The 20,885-nt window shown below is 61.9% G+C and carries 18 protein-coding genes; 9 read left to right on the forward strand and 9 right to left on the reverse strand.

Annotated elements, in window-relative coordinates:
* Window positions 1-32 precede the first annotated feature (32 nt).
* Window positions 33-596 (forward strand): RrF2 family transcriptional regulator, encoded by a 564-nt coding sequence (locus ACP7BE_RS21465; RefSeq protein ID WP_095002523.1) that lies wholly within the window; start codon window positions 33-35, stop codon window positions 594-596.
* Here ACP7BE_RS21465 and ACP7BE_RS21470 read toward each other — a convergent pair.
* Window positions 517-1,452 carry an EamA family transporter gene (locus ACP7BE_RS21470; protein WP_426107177.1) on the reverse strand — a complete coding sequence of 312 codons (936 nt, stop codon included), beginning with the start codon at window positions 1,450-1,452 and terminating at the stop codon, window positions 517-519. The genes ACP7BE_RS21465 and ACP7BE_RS21470 overlap by 80 nt on opposite strands.
* Before the next feature lie 119 nt (window positions 1,453-1,571).
* On the opposite strand from ACP7BE_RS21470, the gene ACP7BE_RS21475 reads away from it, so the two are divergent.
* A complete protein-coding gene (locus tag ACP7BE_RS21475; RefSeq protein WP_095027131.1) occupies window positions 1,572-2,354 on the forward strand; it encodes an AraC family transcriptional regulator in 783 nt (260 codons plus the stop codon).
* Window positions 2,355-2,413: 59 nt separating this feature from the next.
* Here the strand turns inward: ACP7BE_RS21475 and ACP7BE_RS21480 are convergent, their stop codons facing one another.
* Together ACP7BE_RS21480 and ACP7BE_RS21485 are read right to left on the reverse strand one after the other, a co-directional pair.
* A complete protein-coding gene (locus ACP7BE_RS21480; RefSeq protein ID WP_426107180.1) occupies window positions 2,414-5,323 on the reverse strand; it encodes an RHS repeat domain-containing protein in 2,910 nt (969 codons plus the stop codon).
* A gap of 177 nt (window positions 5,324-5,500) precedes the next feature.
* On the reverse strand, window positions 5,501-6,523 hold the full coding sequence (locus tag ACP7BE_RS21485) for an aldo/keto reductase (protein ID WP_153328213.1): 1,023 nt from the start codon (window positions 6,521-6,523) through the stop codon (window positions 5,501-5,503).
* A gap of 281 nt (window positions 6,524-6,804) precedes the next feature.
* On the opposite strand from ACP7BE_RS21485, the gene ACP7BE_RS21490 reads away from it, so the two are divergent.
* From ACP7BE_RS21490 to ACP7BE_RS21520, 7 genes are read left to right on the forward strand one after another with little or no spacing between them, the layout of a single operon-like run.
* Window positions 6,805-7,392 (forward strand): helix-turn-helix domain-containing protein, encoded by a 588-nt coding sequence (locus ACP7BE_RS21490; protein ID WP_095020666.1) that lies wholly within the window; start codon window positions 6,805-6,807, stop codon window positions 7,390-7,392.
* A 36-nt stretch (window positions 7,393-7,428) separates the two neighbouring features.
* On the forward strand, window positions 7,429-8,568 hold the full coding sequence (locus tag ACP7BE_RS21495) for an LLM class flavin-dependent oxidoreductase (protein ID WP_095039273.1): 1,140 nt from the start codon (window positions 7,429-7,431) through the stop codon (window positions 8,566-8,568).
* Window positions 8,569-8,588: 20 nt separating this feature from the next.
* Window positions 8,589-10,217, forward strand: coding sequence for an ABC transporter substrate-binding protein (locus ACP7BE_RS21500; protein WP_130872487.1), 1,629 nt, complete (start codon window positions 8,589-8,591; stop codon window positions 10,215-10,217).
* On the forward strand, window positions 10,210-11,196 hold the full coding sequence (locus tag ACP7BE_RS21505; RefSeq protein ID WP_426107183.1) for an ABC transporter permease: 987 nt from the start codon (window positions 10,210-10,212) through the stop codon (window positions 11,194-11,196). Before ACP7BE_RS21500 ends, ACP7BE_RS21505 begins: the two co-directional genes overlap by 8 nt.
* 14 nt (window positions 11,197-11,210) lie before the next feature.
* Window positions 11,211-12,089 (forward strand): ABC transporter permease, encoded by an 879-nt coding sequence (locus ACP7BE_RS21510; protein ID WP_095002515.1) that lies wholly within the window; start codon window positions 11,211-11,213, stop codon window positions 12,087-12,089.
* On the forward strand, window positions 12,086-13,792 hold the full coding sequence (locus ACP7BE_RS21515) for a dipeptide ABC transporter ATP-binding protein (protein ID WP_426107186.1): 1,707 nt from the start codon (window positions 12,086-12,088) through the stop codon (window positions 13,790-13,792). Before ACP7BE_RS21510 ends, ACP7BE_RS21515 begins: the two co-directional genes overlap by 4 nt.
* Before the next feature lie 25 nt (window positions 13,793-13,817).
* Window positions 13,818-15,044 (forward strand): acyl-CoA dehydrogenase family protein, encoded by a 1,227-nt coding sequence (locus ACP7BE_RS21520; protein WP_317757236.1) that lies wholly within the window; start codon window positions 13,818-13,820, stop codon window positions 15,042-15,044.
* Between the two features lie 106 nt (window positions 15,045-15,150).
* Here ACP7BE_RS21520 and ACP7BE_RS21525 read toward each other — a convergent pair whose 3' ends face one another.
* The 6 genes from ACP7BE_RS21525 to ACP7BE_RS21550 all read right to left on the reverse strand — a co-directional run bounded on the left by ACP7BE_RS21525 (window position 15,151) and on the right by ACP7BE_RS21550 (window position 20,866).
* Window positions 15,151-15,930, reverse strand: a complete 780-nt coding sequence (locus tag ACP7BE_RS21525) for an ABC transporter substrate-binding protein (protein ID WP_238705569.1) — start codon at window positions 15,928-15,930, stop codon at window positions 15,151-15,153.
* 28 nt (window positions 15,931-15,958) lie between these two features.
* Window positions 15,959-16,738: an ABC transporter permease gene (locus tag ACP7BE_RS21530; RefSeq protein WP_095020661.1), complete on the reverse strand. Its 780-nt coding sequence runs from the start codon at window positions 16,736-16,738 to the stop codon at window positions 15,959-15,961.
* Window positions 16,739-16,740: 2 nt separating this feature from the next.
* Window positions 16,741-17,607, reverse strand: a complete 867-nt coding sequence (locus tag ACP7BE_RS21535; RefSeq protein ID WP_426107189.1) for an ABC transporter ATP-binding protein — start codon at window positions 17,605-17,607, stop codon at window positions 16,741-16,743.
* Complete coding sequence (locus ACP7BE_RS21540; RefSeq protein WP_095002509.1) at window positions 17,607-18,638, reverse strand: ABC transporter substrate-binding protein; 1,032 nt, start codon at window positions 18,636-18,638, stop codon at window positions 17,607-17,609. Before ACP7BE_RS21540 ends, ACP7BE_RS21535 begins: the two co-directional genes overlap by 1 nt.
* A gap of 100 nt (window positions 18,639-18,738) precedes the next feature.
* Window positions 18,739-20,070, reverse strand: coding sequence for an LLM class flavin-dependent oxidoreductase (locus ACP7BE_RS21545; RefSeq protein WP_095002508.1), 1,332 nt, complete (start codon window positions 20,068-20,070; stop codon window positions 18,739-18,741).
* 31 nt (window positions 20,071-20,101) lie between these two features.
* Entirely contained in the window at window positions 20,102-20,866 is a 765-nt protein-coding gene (locus ACP7BE_RS21550; protein ID WP_095002507.1) for an ABC transporter ATP-binding protein, read from the reverse strand.
* Window positions 20,867-20,885: the final 19 nt, after the last annotated feature.

A 20,885-nucleotide genomic window follows, 5' to 3' on the forward strand; every position in this document is an offset into this window, starting at 1 on the left:
AAAATATGCGACTAATTCAGTCGGAGATTTTGATGTCTCTTTACAGCGCGGGCGTTGAGTACGGCATTCACTGCCTGCTCTTTTTGGTAGGCGATGGCGGCGAAAGCCGTGAGGCGAGCGTGCGTGATCTTGCAGAGTTGCAAGGCGTACCTCAGGACTATCTGGCGAAGATCTTCACCAAGCTGGCCAAGGCCAAACTGGTCGTGGCCACCGAAGGCGTGCGCGGCGGATTCAAACTGGCCAGGCCTGCTGACGAAATCAGCATTCTCGATATCGTCAACGCTATCGACGGCCAAAAGCTTATTTTCGATTGCCGGGAAATTCGTGGCCGCTGCGCACTCTTCGAAGGCTCGCCGCCTGCCTGGGCGCTGGACGGCCACTGTTCGGTTCACGCGGCGATGATGACGGCACAAAAGCGCATGGAAGAGGCCCTGGCCCAACAAACCATTCTTGATCTTGCCCGAAAGGTCGGCCGTAAATCCCCCGCCGAGTTCCCGGCACAGGTCGGCAAATGGATCAACGATCGTCGAGAGAAGAAAAGCGCCGCGCAGACTTCTGACGACCAGGCCATCCCGGTAACTGAAATCTCGGACTAAGCTCCGGCCCTTTTACAAACCCCACTGCCAGCGCCGCCAATATCAGCACAATCGCAAGCCCTTCATTGAACCCAACCTTGTGCCCCAGCAGCAGCATCGAACCTGCGATCCCGAAAACCGGAATCAGCAGGGACAGCGGCGCCACCCTGGATACCGGGTACTCGCGAAGCAACAGATTCCAGCCCCAGTAACAGAAATGCGTCGCCGCGTAGACCTGAAACAACAGGGAAAACAACGCCACCCACTCAAAGTGGGTGACTAAAGAGGTAAAAGGCGCAGATCCGTGGGCAAGCCAGGTAAGAGCCAACAGCGGCAGCGGCGCAAACACACTGGCCCACACCACAAAGGCGAACATCTCCCGCACTTTCGACTGTTTGATAATGACGTTGCCGATACTCCAGCTCAGAGCACTGATCAGCAACAGGCCATAACCCAGGGTCGTGCCCCGGCCGGGGCTGGCCACAATGATGCTGATCAACCCCAACAGTGCCAGCCCCATCCCCAGTATCTGGCCGAAGCCCAGACGCTCGCGAAACAGCAATACCCCCCAGCCCAAGGTGAAAAAAGCACTGAACTGGATCAGCAGCGCAGCGGTTCCTGGGGGCACGCCCCATTCAATACCCAGATTGATCAGGGCCCACATGGCCACTCCAAAAATCAAGCCATAAGCAGCCAGCCACTTGATGGCAATCGGCGGCCGTTTGACGAAAAATACCCACGGCAACGCCGCAAGGGTAAAACGCAGCGCTGTTAGCAACAGCGGATCGATAGCTGCCAGGCCCAGTTTAGTGATGGGGAAGTTCAGCCCCCAAACGGCCGTCACCAGCACGGCCAGGATCAGATGTTTCTTTTGCATAGGTGGGGGGCTTCCAGTGGCAAGGCGGGCGGCGTCATGCGCCAACCAAAATGCCACTATGCACACTTGCCGCATCGGCCCGCTTGCACTATCAGGTCAAAGATCATTAAATTCGGGCCATGGGCGAATTTGAATCCGACACCTGCGAAAATATCCCCCGCGACGCTGTGGTCACGGCCATTGACTATGCCGACGGGCAGCGCTTTGCCCTGCACAGGCATAACCGCGGGCAGTTTGCCTATGCCGCCTGCGGTGTCATCACGGTGTTTACCGACCAGGGCAACTGGGTGGTACCGCCGCAACGGGCCATCTGGGTACCGGCAGGGGTGCCCCACGAAATGAGCATGAACGGCCCGGTCACGATGCTGAACACCTATATCCGCGAGCCCGCGTCTGTGCGCCTTGGCCTGCCGGCGCATTGTCAGGTTTTCGGCATATCGCCGCTGCTGCACCAGTTATTGATCCAGGCCACGGATATTCCTGCGCTCTATGACGAAACCCGCAGAGAGGGGCTGCTGATGAATTTGCTGCTCCACGAAATAGCCGAGATGCCACCCCTTTCGCTCAATGCGCCGCTACCGGGTGAGCCCAGGCTGGCGCGGGCCTGCCGCACACTGCTGGAGCAGCCGTCGCTGGATATCGGGATTGATGATATGGCCCGGCAGGTTGGCATGAGCCGCCGTACCTTTACCCGCCTGTTTCGCCAGCAAACCGGCATCAGTTTTGTCGAATGGCGCCAGCAAGCCTGCCTGTTGGCAGCGGTGGTGCGCCTTGGCCATGGCGAGGCCGTTACGCAAGTGGCGACCGATCTGGGCTATAGCAGCCCGAGCGCTTTCACCAGCGTCTTTCGCCGGGTGCTGGGCGAGGTGCCAAGCCGGTACTGCCTGAAGGAACCGAGTTGAACCAACTGGCCAGCCCCGCTGCCGGCAAACACAGCACCCGACTCAAAAGGGTATGTGCCTCAGTGCGGATTTCGTATCCCCACAACGCGGTAGGCAGCGCTCCCCGTGCGCTCGAACATCAGGCGCCAGGCGCCTCGCCTGCGGCTGTTGTTATAGCCAATAAGGTCAGCGGACATTAATCGATCGCTATGGGGGTGCCAGTTAATCGACCGCAAACGCCCCTCGCGCAAATGGCTCAAGGTCAGGGCAATACTGATACCCGCAGAGCCCGCTGGCAAAGGTGTCACCGCTGAATCATCGATCGTCAGGGCGGCAGGCGAACGGGGGGGCGGGAGCGCAGCGGCGACCGGCCTCGCGCTTTGCAGGGGCTGTTTTTTTGCGGCCGCGCTTTTACCGGGCAGTCGGGTCATGGCCGTTGCCTCGGGTGTCCCCGTGGCACTCGAGGGGCCTGCGGCCTGTGGTTCCCGGTGGGCACGAAGCAACAGACTGCGAACGCCCAGATGCCTCAGCTCACGGGTGGGTGGCCGCCCTGATGCCACTACAGCGCGCAAACGCTCCCGATACTCGACGCCCACGACATATCCGTATAGGTCACCACGCACGGTGGGGTAAACCGCCAACGCCACACCTGTGCTCTGCAGAACCTGACTGTGCTGGCTGTAAAAAAAGTTGACCAGCTTGACTGTTTCTTCAGGGCTCAGCGCCATGTCCCGGGCAAACTCCAGGGCTTTTTCCGTGACGCTTTGCGCCAGCTCATATTCCTGCGCATCCGTGAGGCCTGGTGCTGGCTGTTGCGCCTCGGCCAAATCCAGATACCGGTTCAAGGCAAAGAGTGCCGAGCCTGCCACTGCCCCCAGTCCTGCAACGGCTTGAGCAGCATTAAACAGCCAGCCCAAGGCATAGCCAAGGGCGGTAAAAATGACGATCAGGCTCAGACCGGCAACGACCCGATAGCGTTGGGGTAGATCTTCTTCCCGCCCATCAGGATCTATCCGATTTATCGGGTTGTTACCGACCATGGCATAAACATTCAAGCCGTCGATGGTCCCTGCCGGGTCTGCACTGATCCAACGCTGGAGCCAGGCCGCGTAATAACGCAAACCGTAGTAGTAAAGCCCGGACGCATCGCGTTCCTTGCCCGAGTAACGCAGGGTCTTGAATGTGGCTTCAAGCGCGCTTTTCGCCGCCCACCATGCCGTCGCCCCGAACGGGTAAAAACCCTCCTGGCTGAGCAGTGCCGCGCGCTCATCAAGCTCCAGTACGCCGCTGCCCAGGTGATCGCAAAGGCTGAAGCGCACATGCTCATTCTCGACCCCATCGGGCAACCCCTGCTCCCAGGCAAGTAAACGCACCCCGGTGCGGCCTGCTTGCAGCGTCAAGGCACTTGAGCGCTCTCCCGTGGCCCGGTTGAGGCGCAGCTCCAGCCCCGGCAAATAACGCACTTCATCCACATGGGTGAGGTTTGCGGCCCGGGTCGTTCTACGCTTGAAAACCCGCTGCCCCTGACCGTCGTAGACGTAGGCTTCTTCATCATTCTCACCATTGGTGCGCTGCACGCTGGTGACACGGCACAGTTGATTGCGCACATTCCACTCCAGGGCCTGACCACGCACCAAGACCCGTTGATTACCACAGGCATCAAACGCCTCGCCTGAAGCCAGCAGAGAACCAGGCTCAATCATCTGGCTGCGGTTACTGGTTTGTGACACGGACATACGCCGGGTGTAGCCCTGGCCGGCAGAAGGTACATGCTGCATCTGTACCAGGTTGGCGCCGGCATCGTACTGATAGTGCCGCGTGTAGTTGCGCCATTGCTGCGTGTCCGTCGTGTCGAAGAGCACCGCCGCAGGGGTACTGGCGCCACCGGGGTGGCGCGCATTTTCTCGTCCGCTGGCTTTGACCAGTTGGTAGAGGGTGTCGTAGGTAAAAGTGCTCGAAGCCTGGATCATCGCGTTGCTGGCCCAGGTGGTCGGTTGAGCGCCATCCACCACATGGGTCACATTGCCCACCCGGTCGTAGGTGTAGGCCAGATCCTGCAAGATACCACCCTGTGCCCCCCCGCGACTGGCCTGCAACCGTCGCAAACTGCCATCATCGTCAGCGTAAGTAGCCCGGGTGACAACACCGTTGCCTGCCCGCTCGCTGGTCACTTGCCCGGCGGCGTTGTAGACCAGCTCATCCACCAACAGTTTTGACTTGCCACCTGCCGTAAGCAGGCCAACACGTACCTGTTCCCCTGCAACGTTATATTCCAGGCGCTGCCGGTTACCCCTGGCATCACGCAGCCCGAGCAGTTCACCCAGCGCATTGCGATGCCAGGCCGTCAGGTAATGCCGAGCCTCCAATTGTCGATCGCGCCACGCTTGCGGCTCAGGCCAGTCGAGCGCTTCAGGGGCCTGGCAGAAACGCCGCGACTGGCTGTTTGCCTCGCCGGTCAAATCGTAATGTTCGTTGATGACGCTGCCAGCCGGGTCATCATGGCGGACCAGACGGCCGCATCGGTTCCGCGCCCTGTCCGCTGAATCGGCCGCCCCGTAGGTAAAACGCTCAAGACATCGGCCGTGGGGCTCATCACTGCGCTGTTCATGAACGGCCACAAGCCTGGACTGGGCATCGTAGTCAAAACACTGCTGATGCCCGCGCCCGTTCCAGGTTTTGCGCATCTGCTGCGCGACGCCAAACAGAGTGATGTGCCATCCGCTATCGACACTGTCAGTGCGCAACGCCAGCCCTGAAAGGCTGGAAATCTGGCGTTGATTGGCCGCGACTGTGGCCCCATGACGACGCAACGCCCCCAATCGCGGGTCCCACTGCCCGAGTACAAAACCGGTGGCGCCAAAGACAGTTTCGTGAATCCGCGCCCGGGGGCTCTGCTGTGCACTCAGACGGTGGTATTGCACCCTGCGTACACTCAAGCCCCTGGGGTCAACCGCCGTCAGTGACGGCGTGTGGTGATGCACATGGGTCATGGCGCCTGGCCTGTTTAACGAAATGGAGCAAAAAGGCTATGGCTCAAGTCGAGGGCAAAGGTGGTAAATAATTAGTTTTATTTAAAATCCGCAGCCCCAAGGGTCTGGGCTGAGGGCGGCTTTATCGCGCTCACAAAAAAACGCCCGAAGGCGTTTTTATATCTGACAGCCGGGGTTTCACACCCGCGACTTGCGTCCGAAAAACGGATGGCTCGGGTCGTTGTAGCCCGGTGTCGTCGAGTGCCCGGTGACCACCAGATCATTGATAAAGGCTTCGTCCTGCGCGGTGAACCTGTAGTTCAACGCTGGCACATAGTCTTCCCATTGCTGCTCAGTTCGCGGCCCGGCAATGGCCGAGGTGATCAGTTGGTTATTCAGCACCCAGGCCAAAGCGAACTGGCCTGCGGTAATGCCTTGCCCTTCGGCATAGTCACGAATGCGCTGGGCCAGGTTGAGGGACTCGGGGCGCCATTCGGTTTGCTGCAGGCGCGGGTCGTTGCGCCCGGCGCGGGTGTCCTGGCCAGGGGCCTGATCGGGGTCGTATTTTCCGGTTAGCACGCCGCGCGCCAGCGGACTGTAAGAGATCACGCCAATGCCGTAATGCTCCGCCGCCGGCAGGTGCTCGACTTCAATCTGACGGTTGGCCAGGTTGTACAGCGGCTGGCTCACGCTCGGACGCTGGATGCCCAGCAGGTCGGCGCTGCGGCTGAATTCGGCAAGTTTCCAGCCGCGGTGGTTGGACAAACCGTAGCCACGGATCTTGCCCGCCCGGATCACGTCATCCAGCGCGCGCAGGGTTTCGTCCACCGGGGTGTCGTGGTCTTCGCGGTGCAGGTAGAACAGGTCGATATAGTCGGTGTTGAGGCGCTTGAGGCTGGCGTCCACCGAGGCAATCACGTTCTGGCGCGAGGCCCCGCTGTTGTTCGGCCCGCTGCCGCCCGGGTTGGGATTGACGAACTTGGTGGCCAGTACCCAGTGCTGACGACGATCACCGATCAAACGGCCCACCACGGCTTCCGAGGCACCGTCGTTGTAGCCGTTGGCGGTGTCGATGGAGTTGATGCCCTGCTCGAAAGCGCGGTCGGTGATGCGCCGGGCGACGTCGTCCGGGGTCTGCCCGCCGAACATCATGGTGCCCAGGGTAATGGGCGAAACCTTCACGCCGTTGCGGCCCAGGTTGCGGTATTGAATGTCGCTCATGCTGACTCCCTGCGTGGTGATCGTGAAATCAAGTGGCGCAAACAGTAGTCAGCCGTGTTCTGGCGGTCAACGCCCAACGGGGCATAACCATAGAGCGGTTTTGTCAGGGTAGCTCTTATTCAAAACGGGTCTTTAAACGTCGGAATTAATTATTTATGGATCTAAAAAACCCTCGGTAATCTCATGACTTTTCGGACCGCATGAAAAGGAATCATCATGAGCCGTCGCCCCCATGGCCCTGACAATTCACCTGCATTCACCTCACTTGCAGGTTCACGCCCATGAATATCCCTACCGGTTTTCTCGACAGCAGCGGCAGCGTTCCCTTCAGCTTGCCCGAGCGTGATCCACAGGGCGACGATCCTGTCGCCAAACGTATCAGCCACAACCTGCAGCGCTTGCGCGACAAGCGCCAGTTGTCCCTGGAAGCACTGGCCCATGCCAGTGGTGTGCGCCGCGCGATGATTGCGCAGATCGAGGCGGGCCGCAGCTTTCCATCGGTCAAGGTGCTGAGCAAAGTCGCCGCCGCACTGAAGGTGTCCATCGCCGAGTTCCTCGATCCCGACGGCGCCGGCATGGTTATACGCCGCGCCCTGCCCCCTGAGCACGCCGCCCCCCTGGTGACGTTCAACGAGCTGCGCCTGGGGCCCCAGGCCGAGGAAAGAGTGCCCGGCAACCCCCATGGCGTGCAAAACCACCTGCTGGTGGCCGAGGGCACTCTGGAGCTGAAAATCAATGACGAACTGGTTGTGCTGCACGCTGGCGACTCGATCCTGTTTCGCGCCGAACGGCCCCACCGGTACCGCAACCCGCACAACAGCGAAGCCGTCGCCTACCTGCTGACCAGCCCTGCGCAAGTGCAGGAATAGCCCGCGTTTTCCTATCCCCTGCCTGGAGCCTTCGCCTTGTCACGTCAGCCCTCCCCTCTGGATTTTCCTCAAAGCCCGCTGTCCCGTGCCTTTGAACAACCGTTGTTTCTGGGCCTGTTCCTGCCGGTGCAGTCCGGTGGCTGGAGCCCTTCGGCACTGCCACGCAGTACCACCTGGACCTTCGACTACAACCGCCAGTTGACCCTGCGCGCCGAAGAGTTGGGTTTTGACCTGGTGTTTGCCCTCGCTGAATGGTTGGGCAAGGGCGGCTACGGGGGCGATATCCGTTACCACGACGAGTCGCTGGATGCCTTTATCACTCAGGCAGCGCTGGCGTCGGTAACCTCGCGCATCCTGCTGATCTCTACCCTGCATGTGCTCTATGGCCCCTGGCATCCACTGCACCTGGCCAAGTTCGGCGCCACCCTGGACCATATCAGCAAGGGCCGCTGGGGCCTGAACCTGGTGACAGGGCATCGTCATCGCGAACACCGGCGCTTCGGTCAGGCCCCCATCGAGCACGATCAGCGTTACCGCCAGGCCGACGAATTTATCCGCGTGGTGCAAGAACTGTGGCACAGCCAGGAAAACGTCGATTTCAGCGGCGATCATTACAAGCTCGAAGAGGCCTATGTCAGCGTCAAACCGTCCTTTGGCCGTCCGGTGCTGGTCAACGCCACCGGCTCACCCGCCGGTATCGACTTCGCGGCACGGCATTCCGACATTGTGTTCACCACCAGCCCCGGCAGTGCCGAGATCGAAAACGCGCTGGAGAAACTGCCCGAGCATTTGCAGCGCATCAAACACGCCGCCCGTGGCTATGGCCGTCAGGTGCGCACCCTGATCAACCCGCTGGTGATTTGCCGCGACAGCGATGCCGAAGCCTGGGAAGTCCACGCCGCGATCACGGCCGCAGGTGACCCCGGTGCACTGGAGGGCCATGCCCGTGAAGCCAGTGATGCCCATGCCTGGCGCGGCCATCAACCGGCCGAGCGTTATGTGGGCGGCAATATCCAGCTGGTCGGCAGCCCCGAGACCGTGGTGCGCGACATCATCCGCCTCAAAGAGGCCGGTATCGACGGCTTGCAACTGAGCTTCTTCGACTTTGCCCCCGACCTTGAACAGTTTGGCGAGCGCGTGTTGCCCCTTTTGCGCCAGGCCGGCCTGCGCCGCTAACCCACCCCAGGAAGACCGCCATGCCCTTTACCCGTCGTCAATTTGTTGTTGGCCTGTCTGCCCTGTCCGCGCTCGGCGCCAGCGTGCCGTTCCTGCCCACTGCCCTGGCCGATGCCACGGGGCAGGCCGTCAGCGGACGCCGGGTGTTCAACTTGCTGATCAATCCCGAGCCGCCTTCGCTGAGCTCTTTCAACACCACCGCCGGTACCAGCGTCACCGCCAGCAGCAAGGTGCTGGAGGGGCTGCTGACTTACGATGAAGCCCTCAATGCCCGCCCTGCACTGGCCACCGCCTGGGAGGCCGCCCCTGATGGCTTGAGCTACCGCTTCACCCTGCGCGAAGGCGTCAAATGGCATGACGGCGAGCCGTTCACCTCGGCCGACGTGGCGTTCTCCCTGGACCTGATCAAGCGTTTTCACCCCCGGGGTTCCAGTACCTTTGCCAACCTGGAGCGGGTCGACACCCCCGACGACCACACTGCCATCGTTCATTTGAGCAAGCCGGCGCCGTACTTGATTCGCGGTTTTGCCGGCGGTGAAACGCCGATCCTGCCCAAGCACCTGTATGCCTCGGGCGACCCGCTGAGCAATCTGCACAACAACGCCCCGGTGGGCACCGGCCCCTTCCGTTTCAAGCGCTGGGAGCGCGGCAGTTTTATCGAGTACGAACGCAACCCGAACTACTGGGACCCGGCGGCAACGGTGGTCGATACGCTGATTCTCAAAGTCATCCCCGACGGTGCCGCGCGCCTGGCCGCGTTTGAAAACGGCACGCTGGATGCAGGCGGGCAAAGCCCGGTGCCGCTAAGCGAGCTGGAGCGCCTGACTAAATCCGGCCGTTTAAAAGCCACCACCCGCGGCTATCGCTACACCATTACCCCGACCATGCTCGAGTTCAACCTCGATAACCCGCTGTTGTCTCGCCTCGAGGTGCGCCAGGCAATTGCCCATGCCCTCGATCGCGAAGTGATCCGCAAGGTGGTGTACTACGGCTACGCCGAAGCCAGCTATTCACCGATCCCGAAAAGCTTCGCCAACTACGTCTACGAGGGCCCCAATCCGTATCCCTTCGACACCGAGGCAGCCAATGCATTGCTGGACAAGGCCGGGTTGGTAAAAAAAGGCACCTGGCGTTTCAGCCTGACCCTCGACCCGCTGCCCTACGGCGACAGCTACAGCCGCACTGCCACCTATGTGCGCAGTGCCCTGGCACGCATTGGCATCGAAGTGAAACTGCGCGCCCAGGATTTTCCCACCTATATCAAACGTATCTACACCGACCGCGACTTTGACTTTGCCGTGGTCGGCATGGGCACCCTGTATGACCCCACGGTAGGTGTGCAACGCCTGTTCTGGTCGAAGAATTTTCGCCAGGGCGTGCCGTTTTCCAATGGCACCCACTACAACAATCCCGAAGTCGACCGCCTGCTGGAAAGCGCCGCGGTAGAGACCGACGAACAAAAACGCGGCGAGCTGTTCAAGGCGTTCCAGAAGATCGTGATTGAAGAAGTGCCTTCCATCACCCTGGTCATGCAGCAACAGGTCTCGGTGTACAACGCCCGGGTCAGCGGTTTCGAAGATGACGCCAACGGCCTGGACAGCAGCCTGGCCAACATCAGCCTGGCTGACACCGGAGGCGCCCATGCTTGAACGGCGCAGAATGTGGCGCCTGTCACGGCGCACCTTGTGGCAGGCCATCCCCACCGTAGTCGGCATCCTGTTGCTGAATTTTTTGCTGCTGCGGCTGATCCCCGGTGACGCCGTGGATGTGCTGGCCGGTGAGTCCGGCGGCGCCAGTGCCGAAACCCTGCTGCAGTGGCGCAGCCATTTTGGCCTGGACTTGAGCCTGCTGGAGCAATTGCAACGCTACCTCGGCCAACTGGCCCATCTGGACCTCGGCCTGTCGCCACGCTTCAACCTGCCAGTCAGCCACCTGGTACTCGATCGCCTGCCCAATACCCTGGTGCTGATGGTCGGCGCATTGGGGCTGGCGCTCGCCATCGGCATCGCCGCCGGTACGGCAATGGCCACCTGGATCGGTCGCTGGCCTGACCGCGTGTTGTCACTGGCGGTGTTGCTGCTGTATTCCACGCCGGGGTTCTGGATCGGCTTGATGGCGGTGCTGCTGTTTTCGGTCAAGCTCGGCTGGTTGCCCAGCAACGGTTTTCAGACCCTGGGCCTCGATCTGCACGGCACGGCCTGGCTGCTAGATCGCCTGCAGCACGCCGTGCTGCCAGTGCTGGCGCTGGCCACGTTCTATATCGCCCTGTATGCCCGCCTGACCCGTGCCGCGATGCTCGAAGTGCAACGTCAGGACTACGTGCGCACCGCACGGGCCAAGGGCCTGGCGCCATGGCGAGTGGTGTCGCGGCATGTGCTGCGCAATGCCCTGCTGCCGGTTTCGACCCTGGCCGGGCTGCATTTCGCCGCCCTGCTCGGCGGCGCCGCCGTGACCGAAACCCTGTTCGGCTGGCCCGGCCTGGGCCGTCTCACCCTCGAGGCGGTGATGTCCCGTGACTACAACCTGCTGCTGGGCATCCTGCTGCTGTCATCGATGCTGGTGGTGGTGATCAATATCGCCGTCGACCTGCTGCAAGCCTGGCTCGACCCGCGTATCCAGGCCGATTGAAAAGGAGCTGCCCCATGACCACTGCCGTACTGCCAAACGCTCCGACCGGCTACAGCGAAAGCGTCTGGACGGCCCTGTTGCGCAATCCCTCGGCGCTGATTGGCGCGACCATGCTGGCACTGGTGCTGACCCTGGCACTGCTGGCGGGCACGCTCTACCCCGGTGACCCGCTGGATATGGTCGCCATGCCGATGCTGTGGCCCGGCGACGATCCGGGCTACTTTCTGGGCAGCGACTCACTGGGCCGCGACGTAGCTGCCGGGATCGCCCACGGGGCCCGCGGGTCTTTACTGATTGCCGCCAGCGCCACCCTGATCAGCGTACTGATCGGCGGGCTGGTCGGGGCTCTGGCCGGCTACCACGGCGGCAAGCTGGGGGATGTGCTGATGCGCCTCTGCGAAGTGTTCCAGACCGTGCCGTCTTTTTTGCTGGTGATCGTGATCGTGGCCATCGGCAACCCGACGCTGGGGGTTATCGCGCTGGCGATCGGTATCTCCTCATGGCCCACGGTGGCACGCCTGGTACGCGCCGAGTTCCGTACCCTGCGTGAAGCCGACTTTGTGACTGCCGCGCGCAGCCTGGGCTTCGGCAACAGCGCGATTATCCTGCGCGAAATCCTGCCCAACGCCCTCGCGCCGCTGGTGGTCACCACCTCGATCCTGATTGCCCAGGCGATTCTGGTGGAAGCCGGGCTCGCCTTCCTCGGTATGAGCGACCCGAATCAGGCCAGTTGGGGCGCCATGCTCGGCAGTGGCCGCGAGCAGATCGCCAGCGGCTGGTACCTCACCGCCCTGCCGGGGCTGGCAATCATCTTCGTGGTGCTGGCCCTCAACCTTCTGGGCGACGGTCTCAATGACGCCCTCAACCCTCGCCTGCGACGGTATATCCCATGAGCCTGCTGGACGTACGCGGTTTGCGCGTGAGCTACGACAACGCCGATGCCGTCAAAGACCTGAGTTTCACCCTGCAAGCCGGCGAGACACTGGCGCTGGTGGGTGAGTCCGGCTGCGGTAAATCCACCACGGCTCTGGCCCTGATGGGCCTGCTGCCGGACAACGCCCGGCTGGGCGGTCAGGTCTTGTTCGAAGGCCGCGACCTGCTGTTCATGCCCCCCCGCCAACGGCGCCAATTGCAGGGCAGTGCACAGGGCATGATCTTTCAGGACCCGCTGTCGAGCCTCAACCCCGTACTCACCCTGGGTGAGCAAGTCAGCGAAATCCTGCTGACCCACACTGACCTGACCCGGCGCCAGGCCTGGCAGCGGGCCGAAGAATTGTTCGCCCTGGTGCAATTGCCGCGCCCGGCAGCGCATTTGCGTGAGTACCCACAGCACTTGTCGGGCGGCCAGCGCCAGCGGGTGGTGATCGCCATGGCGATTGCCTGCCAGCCCCGACTGTTGATCGCCGACGAGCCGACCACGGCGCTGGATGTCAGCGTGCAGGCGCAGATCCTTGAGTTGCTGGCTCGTTTGCGGGGCGAGCTGGGCATGGGTCTGCTGCTGATTACCCATGATCTGGGCGTGGTCGGCCAGCACGCCGACCGGGTCATCGTGATGCACGATGGCCACGCCCTGGAAAGCCGGTCGACCCGCGACCTGATCGAGCACCCGCAACACCCCTACAGTCGAGGCCTGCTGCAGGCGTCGCTGGGGGCTGAACATAAGCAGCATTACTTGAGTAACCGTCTGGCTGAAATCAATGTCGAGCGCCAGCCGGAGCAGGCCACCCGCTATGGCGTCAAGTCCACCCTCTACGCGCCGGGCCGCCAGCCTCGGGCACCCACGGGCAACCCGGCGCTGCTCAAGGTCAGCGACCTGACCACCGGCTATGGCAACAGCACCGTACTTGACCGCATCAGCCTTGAAGTGGGCGAGCGCGAGAGCGTGGGCCTGGTGGGCGAGTCGGGTTGCGGCAAGTCGACCCTCAGTCGCACCCTGCTGCGTTTACTGCCCGCACGCAGTGGCACAATCGAATTCGACGGACGCGATATCGCCAGCCTCAAGGACGAGTCGCTGCTGGGCTGGCGCCGTCAGGTGCAAATGATTTTTCAGGATCCCTACGCGGCGCTTAACCCGCGCCACAGCGTGGAGAGCATTCTCGATCGGGTGCAGCGCCTGCACGGGCAGACCGACCCGGGCCAACGCCAGCAGGCCCGCTTCGCAATGCTCGATGCCGTGGGGTTGGCGCGCAGCAGCCTGGCGCGCTTGCCCCATCAGTTTTCCGGTGGCCAGCGCCAGCGTATCGGCATTGCCCGGGCGTTGATCCTCAAGCCGCGGCTGGTGATCTGCGACGAACCGGTATCGGCGCTGGATGTTTCGACCCAGGCGCAGATCCTCAACCTGCTGGTGGAGCTGCGCGAAGAGCTGGGCCTGTCCTATCTGTTTATCTCCCACGACCTGTCGGTAGTGCGCTATTTCGCCGACCGGATTCTGGTGATGGAACAAGGGCAAATTGTCGAACAGGCCACCCCGCAAACCCTCTGGCATTCACCCCGGCACCCCTACACCCGTCGCCTGCTGGCGGCGATCCCCGGCGCCGCTGCGCCGGAACCGGCCCCTCAACCTGTATCCGGCCTGCGCTTTGCCGTCGGCTGGTAATCCGTTCAACGCCAAGGAGCACGACATGTCGCAAATTGACTCTGCCTGGGGCGCCGTCCCGTCGGCGCGATACGAAGCATTGGCGGCCCGTTATCGGCCGGTCTTTGCGCAGATTCGTGAAGGAGCCGTAGATCGCGAACTGGAGCGGCGCTTGCCGCTCCAGGAGTTGCAATGGCTCAAGGAGGCAGGCTTCACCACCCTGCGCGTGCCCAAGGAATATGGCGGTGCCGGCGCCAGCCTGCCGGAACTGTTCAACCTGCTGATCGAACTGGCCGAGGCCGATTCAAACCTGGTGCAATCATTGCGCGGGCACTTCGGTTTTTGTGAAAACCTGCTCAATAGTCGCGACCCTGAGTATCAGGGCGTGTGGCTGGAGCGCCTGGGTCGTGGCGAAACCGTCAGCCCGGCGTCCGGCGAAGTGGGCAATGCCAAACAGCTTGAATTCGGCACCCGCCTGAGCCTGCACGGCGGCCACTGGCAATTGAGTGGCAGCAAGTTCTACACCACCGGTGCGCTGTATGCCGACTGGGTCGATGTCAGCGCCAACAACCCGGATGAACAGCGCGTATCGGTGACGGTGCGCACCAATGATCCGGGGGTGGAAATCATCGACGACTGGAACGGTTTCGGCCAGACGTTGACCGCCAGCGGCACCGCGCATTTTCGTGAAGTGCCGGTGGATCCGCTCAATGTGATCCTGGCTGAAAACCGCTTTCGCTATTCACCGGCTTTTTTCCAGTCTGTGCACACGGCAACCCTGACCGGGATTGGCCGCGCGCTGGCCGACGAAACTGCCGGGCATGTGGCCAGGCGCACCCGCAGCTTCAGCAGCGGCAATGCACCGCGCGTGGCCCACGACCCGCAAGTGCTGCAAGTGGTGGGCAACCTGCGCAGCGCGGCCTATGCCGCCGGCGCTATTGCAGCGCAGAACTTCCAGGCGCTGGAGCGAGTCCATCAGGCCCATTTGAGCAATGATGAACACGCCCTGAGCCACGCCGTGAATATTGCCGAACTGGAAGTGGCGCAGTCGCAAACCATAGTCTCGGACTTGATCATCAAGGCCAGTGGCGATCTGTTTGATGCACTGAGTGCATCGGCCACCCTCAAGCCCTTGGGACTGGACCGTTTCTGGCGCAATGCGCGCACGCTGTCGTCGCATAACCCGCGTATCTACAAGAGTCGCATCGTGGGGGATTTTGCGGTGAACGGCACACCGCCACCGGCGCAATGGCGCATTGGTGTGGCGGAGTAAACCCTGTGGGAGCGGGCTTGCTCGCGATGGCATCGACGCGGTTTGCCTGACAGACCTCACCGTTTGCATCGCGAGCAAGCCCGCTCCCACCGTGGCGTGGTATCGCTCAGTGACACACCAACCCGTCGCCTATTTTCAGGCTGTCTACCAGCAACGCATTGCTGCGCAGCTCCCATGCACGGGTCTGGCCGCCACGGGCCTGCCAGTCGCGCAGTGCCGCATTGATCAACGCGCGGCTTTGCCTGTCGACTACGGGCAGGTAAACCCGCAGGTCGCTGCTTGCCTTCAAGGTCTGCGGTAGCAGCGCATAGAAGCGCCAGTCCGGTGCCTGTGCCAGCGCCTGCAAGCTGTTGCGCTCTTCAGCCAGCAGGTTGCACTCGCCCGCCATAAACGCCACCGCGGCACGGATCGACGACACATAAGTGCGCAGCTCGGCGCCCTGTTGCTGCAGGGTTTGCGCCCACGGGCTACCCATCGCCAGGCATACGCTTTGCCCGCGCACAGGACGGGCGGGAGCATTGCGCAAGCCAATCAACGCTCCCGCACGGTACTGCACCGGCAAATCCCGCAAGCTCGCCACCCGGTCAGCTTCGACCGGCAGTTTCAGACTGCCGGCAATGACCAGGTCGACGTGGCCGTCACTCAACGGGCCACTCTGCGGCAATGCCTGCAACTGCACCTTCAGTCCAAGGTAAGCCCCCAGGGCCTCGGCCAACTGACTGTCCAGTTCATCCGGCTCAGCCACCAGCGCCTCTTGCCCCAGGCTCGGCCGTGGGTAACTGCGTACGCCCACACGCAAGACCTGGCGCTGTTCGGCTGCCTGCAACAGCGGCCCACGAGGCATCTCACCCGGTGCCAATGGCCATTGCCAGGCGACCAGCGACACAGCGCCAAGCACCACTGCTGCCAGCCACCTAACCACCGTGGCGCAAGCCCCGGCGCCAGTAGGTAAAGCGCCGTTCCAGCAAGGCCAGCAAAAAGTTGAGCAGCAAACCCACCACCGCCAGCAGCAAAATGCCTGCGTACATGCTGGGAATCTGGAACACCTCCTGGGAGTTCAGCGTGAGGAAGCCCAACCCGGAATGAGCACCAATCATCTCGGCGGCCACCAGTGCCGTGATGCAATACGCACCCGCCAGACGAATCCCGGTAAAGATCGACGGCGACGCCGCCGGCAGCACTATTTTGGTAAACAGAAACCAGCGGTTCGCACCCATCGACAGCGCCGAGTTGATCAGCAACCCGTCGACCTGCTTAACGCCGCTGATGGTACTCAACAGGATCGGCCAGAACGACGCCCAGAAAATGATCGCGATTTTCGACAGTTCACCGATACCCAGAAACAGAATAAACACCGGAAACAATGCCAGCGCCGAGGTCTGGCGGAAGAACTGCAACAACGGATCAAGCACATGTTCGACCCGTGCAAACCAGCCCATTATCAACCCCAGGCTGACACCGCAGGCAATCGCCAGCAGCAGTCCGGCAAAGGAACGAAACAGGCTGGCCTGCAAGTGCTTGATCAGATCGCCACTGCTGGCCAGATCCAGCACCGCACCCAGCACCGCCGACGGCGGGCTCAGGTAGCCGGGGTTGACCACACCCAATTGCGGCAAGGCCTCCCAGAGGGCGAGGAACAGGACGATACCCACCGAGCTGTCGATCACCCGTCGTGAAGTCAATTTAAAGCCCATGTTTACACTCCAATCCGATAACCACCCAGGGTCGCGATGCTCTGCCAGCTCTGAGGCACTGGCGCCGCAACGGGCTCACGGGCCACGTCTGTGACCTCGTCGCGCAGGGCTTCCCAGGCACGCTGGCGGTAGTGCACAAAGGCCTGGGTATTACGCAATTCCGGCTGGCGCGGGCGCGGCAGGTCGATGTCGAAGATCTCCTTGATCCGCCCCGGGCGCTGGGTCATCACCGCCACCCGGTCCGACAGGAAAATCGCCTCGTCCAGGCTGTGGGTAATAAACACGATGGTTTTTTTGTGCGTATCCCAAATGCGCAGCAACTCACTCTGCAGGGTCTCGCGGGTTTGCGCGTCGAGGGCGGCGAAAGGTTCGTCCATCAGCAGCACATCCGGGTTGTAGGCCAGCGAGCGGGCAATCGCTACGCGCTGGCGCATGCCGCCGGACAACTCGTGAGGGTAGCGCGAGGCGAAGCCATTGAGGCCCACCAGCTCCAGGTATTCGCGGGCAGTTTCCAGCCGCCGGGCCTTGCTCACGCCACGAATCTCAAGGCCCACGGCAATGTTGTCGAGCACTGTGCGCCAGGGCAGCAATGCATAGCCCTGGAACACAACGCCCTGGTTACGGTTGATGCCCTGCAGGGGCCGGCCATCGACCAGAAGGTCGCCGCCGGTCTTGTGCGCAAGCCCTGCAAGGATATTCATAAAGGTCGACTTGCCGCAGCCCGAAGGCCCGAGGATGGACAGGAACTCGCCCTCGCGTACCTGCAGGTCAAACCCCTCCAGCACGGGCACCCGCTCCTCTCGCCCCGCTTCATTCAAGGCCCGGTACTCCATGCTCAGGTCACGGGCGATGATCTTGTGTTCCGGCATCAGGCATGCCCCCGGGCGAACGGGTTGAAGTCGTTGGTGTAGACATCCTTGACCCCTATCGAACCTTTTTTGATCTTGCCTTCGTTTTCGAGAATGTCGATGTAGTACTGAATCGGCGGCTCGGTCACTACCAGATCATCGACATAGGCAAAGCGCTCCACCAGCTCGAGCTTCATGCCGATGCGCTCGGAGGTGATTTTGCGCGCGTCGTCGGGGTTGGCATTGACCCAGTTGGCCGCGCGGGCGATCGCGTTTACAACGTCGCGGGTAGCCTCCGGGTTCTCGCGGCTGAACTTGCCATACACACTGTAGGGCGCCATGCCGCCCAACCCGCCATCCAGATCGTAGTCGCTCCACAGCTTGCGCAATGCCGGGTTATGCTCGGCACCGCCGGACGATGGCGGATGAATGATTGCAATGTCGATATTGCCGGTGGCCAGGGTCTGCTCGGCCTGGTTGTCCGGCACCACCACCCAGTTGATCTTGTCGACATTGACGCCCTGCTCGCGCAGGTACTTTTTGGTGACAAATTCGGCGCAGGCGCCAAAGCTGTTGAAGCCTACGGTCTTGCCTTCCAGGTCTTTGGGCTTGACGATGCCGGAGTCGTCGCGCACGAAGTATTTCATGTGCGGAGCCTCTTGCAGGGTCTTGCCGCCGGCGGCCACCACCTTGAGGTCAAGACCACTGGCGATGGCTGAAATCACCAGCGGTACCATGCGCGCGCCGAAGTCTATTTCCCCGGTGCCGGTCAATGGAATGATCTGGGGCGCGGCAATACGGCCGATGTACTTGGGCCGTGCCCGCGAGCCTTCGAAATAGCCGAGGGAGTCGGCGACATAGACCAGATCGAATGAGGGGTTGTCGGGGTATTTGAAGTCCACCACCTGATCGGCGCGGCTCTTGATCACGGCGGCGCTTTTAGCGCCGCTGTCCTTTTTTTCGCAGCCGGGCAGCAGAATGCCCGCAGCGCCGACCGCACCCAATACCGCGCAACTACGCAGGAATGCTCTTCTGTTGTTGATCGGGTTCATGCCCGCTCCTTGTGGGTTTTGAATTGTGGGAGCGAGCCTGCTCGCGAAGGCATCAAGGCCTGCTTCGCGAGCAGGCTCGCTCCCACTAGGGTGGGGGGAGTCAGGCTGTTTTCAGGGTGTAGCGCGACTCCGGGCGAGTCAGGCCGTAGTGTTCGCGCAAGGTGCTGCCCGCATACTCACTGCGGAACAAGCCGCGCTGGCGCAAGATCGGCAGCACTTCGTCGAGGAACACGTCAAAACCATCGGGGAATGCCGGCGGCATCACGTTGAAACCATCCGCCGCACCGCTGCGGAACCACTGCTCAATCAAGTCGGCAATCTGCACCGGGGTACCCACCGGCACCCAATGCCCGCGCGCCCCCGCCAGGCGGTTGATCAGCTGGCGCAAGGTGACGTTTTCGCGGTCGACAATATCGATGATCAGCTTGAAGCGGCTGGACTGGCTTTCGACGCCTTCGAAGTTGATCAGATGGCGCGGAAACGGGGCGTCCAGATCCTGACCCGACAAGTCCACACCCAACATGCGCCGCAATTGGCCCAGGGACACGTGGGGCAATACCAGCTCATTGAGTTCATCAAACTTGCGCTGCGCTTCGGCTTCGGTGCTGGCGATATACGGGCTGATGCCCGGAAGAATTTTCAGCTGGCGCGGGTCGCGGCCCACGGCTTTCGCCCGGGCGCGGATGTCATTGGCAAATTCCGTGGCGCTTTGCAGCGTCTGGTGCGCGGTAAAGATGGCTTCAGCATGCCTGGCGGCAAAATCACGACCATCCTCGGATGAACCGGCCTGCACCTGCACCGGTCGCCCCTGGGGCGAACGCGGCGAGTTCAGCGGGCCCTTGACCTTGTAGTAAGCGCCGACGTGGTTGATCGAGTGTACCTTGCCGCTGTCGGCAAATACCCCGGCGGTTTTATCCAGCACCAGCGCATCGTCTTCCCAGCTGTCCCACAGGTCACCGACCACCTGCACGAACTCTTCGGCCTGGGCGTAGCGATCATGGGCCGAAGGGTGTTCATCAAGCCCAAAGTTGGCCGCTGCGGCAGCCATTGACGTGGTGACAATGTTCCAGCCCGCACGGCCCTTGCTCAGGTGATCCAGCGCGCTGAACGAACGCGCCAGGTTGTAAGGTTCGCTGTAGGTGGTGCTGGCCGTGGCAATCAGGCCGATGCGCTGGGTAACCGCCGCAATGGCTGCCAGCCAGGTCACCGGCTCGAAGCGGATGCGCAGGCCTTCGCGGCCGCTTTCGGCCAGTGACGGCGAGTCGGCAAAGAAAATCGCATCGAGCTTTTCGCGCTCGGCGCGTAACGCCAGCTGCTGGTAGTAGCCAATGTCCATGGACGACTCCGGCACTGACTGCGGGTGGCGCCAGGCGGCTTCGTGATGGCCGTTGGGGTAGATAAACAGGTTGAGGCTGAGCTGACGTTCGGACATGTTCTGTTCTCTGAATTCAGGTGGCAGGGGTTCAATGCAATTCGGCGAAGTCACTCAGCACGTCGTCGCGCAGGGCGATAAAGCGGCTGTCACTGCGGTTGCGCGGGCGCGGCAGGTCGATATCGAGGATGCGCCGGATACGCCCGGGGTTGGGCTGCATGACCACCACGCGATCACCGAGAAACACAGCCTCATCCACATCGTGGGTCACCAGGATCATGGTGATTTTTTCCTTGGCCCAGATGTTTTGCAGCTCGCCCTGCAAGCGCGCCCGGGTCAGAGCATCGAGGGCGCCAAGGGGTTCGTCGAGCAACAGCACGCTGGGGCGGTTGACCAGCCCCCGGGCAATCGCCACACGCTGGGCCATGCCGCCGGAAATCTGGTGCGGGTAGGCGTCGATAAAGTCCTGCAGGCCCACCAGTTCGATATGTTCGCGCACGGTGTCGCGCTTTTCCTTTGTGCTCAGCGGCGAGTTTTTCAGCGCCACGGCAACGTTCTGTTCAACGTTGAGCCAGGGGAACAAACGGTGATCCTGAAACACGATGCCGCGCTCCAGCCCCGTGCCGTCGATGGGCTGGCCATTGAGCAGGATGCGCCCCTCGTACTCCTCGTCCAGGCCCAGAATCAGGCGCAGCAGGGTGGACTTGCCGCAACCGCTGGCACCGACGATGCTGATAAATTCGCCGGGAGCGATATCCAGCTGGATATTGTCCAGCACTTGCAACTGGCTGCTGCTACCGGGGCGCGAAGCAAAGCGCTTGCTGATATTTTCCAGGGTCAGGCTGTTATTGAGCATGCTGCAATCCTTTTGAAAG

The sequence above is a fragment of the Pseudomonas sp. TWR1-1-3 genome, from assembly GCF_049896805.1.
In the GTDB taxonomy this organism is placed as follows: domain Bacteria; phylum Pseudomonadota; class Gammaproteobacteria; order Pseudomonadales; family Pseudomonadaceae; genus Aquipseudomonas; species Aquipseudomonas bubulae.

Bases quoted from the DNA above. Each gene is read 5' to 3' on its own strand.
- ACP7BE_RS21465 (WP_095002523.1), top strand. From the start codon at position 33: ATGTCTCTTTACAGCGCGGGCGTTGAGTACGGCATTCACTGCCTGCTC.
- ACP7BE_RS21470 (WP_426107177.1), bottom strand. From the start codon at position 1,452: ATGCAAAAGAAACATCTGATCCTGGCCGTGCTGGTGACGGCCGTTTGG.
- ACP7BE_RS21475 (WP_095027131.1), top strand. From the start codon at position 1,572: ATGGGCGAATTTGAATCCGACACCTGCGAAAATATCCCCCGCGACGCT.
- ACP7BE_RS21480 (WP_426107180.1), bottom strand. From the start codon at position 5,323: ATGACCCATGTGCATCACCACACGCCGTCACTGACGGCGGTTGACCCC.
- ACP7BE_RS21485 (WP_153328213.1), bottom strand. From the start codon at position 6,523: ATGAGCGACATTCAATACCGCAACCTGGGCCGCAACGGCGTGAAGGTT.
- ACP7BE_RS21490 (WP_095020666.1), top strand. From the start codon at position 6,805: ATGAATATCCCTACCGGTTTTCTCGACAGCAGCGGCAGCGTTCCCTTC.
- ACP7BE_RS21500 (WP_130872487.1), top strand. From the start codon at position 8,589: ATGCCCTTTACCCGTCGTCAATTTGTTGTTGGCCTGTCTGCCCTGTCC.
- ACP7BE_RS21505 (WP_426107183.1), top strand. From the start codon at position 10,210: ATGCTTGAACGGCGCAGAATGTGGCGCCTGTCACGGCGCACCTTGTGG.
- ACP7BE_RS21510 (WP_095002515.1), top strand. From the start codon at position 11,211: ATGACCACTGCCGTACTGCCAAACGCTCCGACCGGCTACAGCGAAAGC.
- ACP7BE_RS21515 (WP_426107186.1), top strand. From the start codon at position 12,086: ATGAGCCTGCTGGACGTACGCGGTTTGCGCGTGAGCTACGACAACGCC.
- ACP7BE_RS21520 (WP_317757236.1), top strand. From the start codon at position 13,818: ATGTCGCAAATTGACTCTGCCTGGGGCGCCGTCCCGTCGGCGCGATAC.
- ACP7BE_RS21530 (WP_095020661.1), bottom strand. From the start codon at position 16,738: ATGGGCTTTAAATTGACTTCACGACGGGTGATCGACAGCTCGGTGGGT.
- ACP7BE_RS21535 (WP_426107189.1), bottom strand. From the start codon at position 17,607: ATGCCGGAACACAAGATCATCGCCCGTGACCTGAGCATGGAGTACCGG.
- ACP7BE_RS21540 (WP_095002509.1), bottom strand. From the start codon at position 18,638: ATGAACCCGATCAACAACAGAAGAGCATTCCTGCGTAGTTGCGCGGTA.
- ACP7BE_RS21545 (WP_095002508.1), bottom strand. From the start codon at position 20,070: ATGTCCGAACGTCAGCTCAGCCTCAACCTGTTTATCTACCCCAACGGC.
- ACP7BE_RS21550 (WP_095002507.1), bottom strand. From the start codon at position 20,866: ATGCTCAATAACAGCCTGACCCTGGAAAATATCAGCAAGCGCTTTGCT.